Here is a 2,167-nt window from a genome sequence, read left to right on the forward strand (position 1 = left end):
CCCAAATACCACCCCAACGATTAGGGATATATCTATCATTAACGGTCATTACGTCTATAACTTTAATTAATTACAATAAAAAAGCAGACACCCGATCTGATGCATGTAAGAATACCATCCAGTAGTTTCAAGAGGCTTACAATTCCATTTGGTGATTTCTTTAAACCATAATTTATTGATCGTATGCCAATACATTATCTTGAGCTCAGGTAGGTATAAGTAATAATTCAAATCAATCGATAGAAAAATTCCCCATGGATATCGCTACAAGCTTTTCTTCACAGGCAACAGCATCTTATGCTATTCAAGAAGCCATCACTCAATTACAAGCAAAGCTTGCAAACCCTAAATTGATCCTTGTCTACTTTTCAGAGAAATATGACGTTGTCACTTTTCAAAAGGCATTAGCTGTCGCTTTTCCTAATGCACAAGTTTTAGGGTGCACATCCTGCCAAGGCGTGATGACAGAAGGTGGTTATCACCATGGTTTGGGTGTCGCACTATGGGCTATTTCAGACTTTCATGGTGCATACGGAACAGCAATTGTCTCGACCAATAATTCGAAATATGACATGGCAAGGCAAGCTCTGCTAAAAGCTATTGCTAACAGCGGTCGTTCTGGAGAGTTACCGGCATTAATCGTACTGCACGCAAGCCCAGGGCATGAAGAAGAAGTCATTCAAGGAATAGAAGATGAGTTATGCACGTCTGTGCCAATCATTGGCGGTAGTGCTGCCGATGACAATATCCAAGGGAATTGGAAAATTTTCACCCAAGAGCAACACACGCAAGAAGGGGTAGGAATCAGCGTAATATACCCATCTTGCCATATTAGCTATTCCTTCCATTCAGGCTATGCCAGTACAGGATTATCCGCAAAAGCGACCAAAGTCGAGGGCAGGGAGCTCATTGAGCTCGACAATAAACCGGCTATTGAAGTCTACCAAGAGTGGATGAACCAATCGTTAGATGATGCTGAAAACATTATTGGCAACAGCAGCTTAAACCCGCTCGGCCGCGTTGCTGGTATTGTACATGATCTCCCTTATTTCAAATTAGCACACCCATTAAAAACCACTGAGCGTGGTGGTATCACCTTATTTGCCAAAGTTGAAGCTGGCGAAACTCTTTACTTCATGCAAGGCACAGAGGAGCGATTGATTACTCGGGCGGGACGAGTAGTGAATTCTGCAAGTAACATTTACGCAAATGAGGCTCACCTCAACCCAATCGGTGGGATTACAATTTATTGTGCTGGTTGCATGCTTAGAGTACAGCATCGCATGGAAGAAGTGGCACAGTACGTTAAAAGCGCAATGCAAACGGCTCCATTTGTTGCTCCATTTACTTTTGGTGAGCAGGGACAGTTTGTGGGCGGGGAAAACGCCCATGGTAATTTGATGATTTCAGCTGTTTTGTTTCATAAGGATTAAGCAATGGCGAATTATGAATCTGAAAAACTACAAGAAACATTGCTTGATTTACTGCGGACAAGAGAGCGGGAAAAGCAATTACGTGAAGAAAACACTGCGATTCTTGCAGGTATTGCCGCAATGGCAGGGGCTAACAATAAACGTCAAGTTTTCAATAGCTTGCTTTCTGTATTGCGCAAGTATATCGGATTTGAGCATGCTTTGGTGCTCACCAGAGAAGACGAAACAGCACCTTTGCAAGAGCTTGTGACAACGTGCCGCTTTTTTGAATCCAGTATCTGGCCCATAGGCAATACGTTTATTCGCTCGATGAACGGAGACAGCATTGCGCTTTATGACCCAAGCCAGGTACACGAGTTCCAAGAGTTATCTCCGGAGATGGTACAGTTTTGCCAATCTGTGTTGTTGACAGGTGTAAAGGTAAGCTCTGGAGATGCGCTATTGCTCTTTTTCCACTCTAAAAAAGGGCAGTTTACTCCAAATTGCCGCAGGGTACTTGAGCGATTCAGACCTCTACTGGAGCGCGCAATTATCGATATTGACTACCGTGAACGTCTTCAGTCACTAGTCACTGCACGTACTCAAGAACTCACGCATAGCCAGCAGCGATTCAAAGACTTCGCAAAGACCGTGGGTGATTGGTTTTGGGAAGTCGATACCGATTACCGCTTTACATATATATCGTCACCGAACTTAACCAACCATACTGTGGATAGTAACTGTATCCTCGATAT

General features: G+C 43.5%; 1 protein-coding gene and 1 pseudogene. Both read left to right on the forward strand.

The window, feature by feature from the left end; translation table 11 throughout:
* Window positions 1-254: 254 nt before the first annotated feature.
* A complete protein-coding gene (locus tag BIZ37_RS29945; RefSeq protein WP_187464645.1) occupies window positions 255-1,433 on the forward strand; it encodes an FIST signal transduction protein in 1,179 nt (392 codons plus the stop codon).
* A 3-nt stretch (window positions 1,434-1,436) separates the two neighbouring features.
* Window positions 1,437-2,167: pseudogene (locus BIZ37_RS29950) on the forward strand (hybrid sensor histidine kinase/response regulator); the annotation flags it as partial.

This window comes from Photobacterium sp. BZF1, from assembly GCF_014349205.1.
GTDB lineage: Bacteria > Pseudomonadota > Gammaproteobacteria > Enterobacterales > Vibrionaceae > Photobacterium.

Bases quoted from the DNA above. Each gene is read 5' to 3' on its own strand.
- BIZ37_RS29945 (WP_187464645.1), top strand. From the start codon at position 255: ATGGATATCGCTACAAGCTTTTCTTCACAGGCAACAGCATCTTATGCT.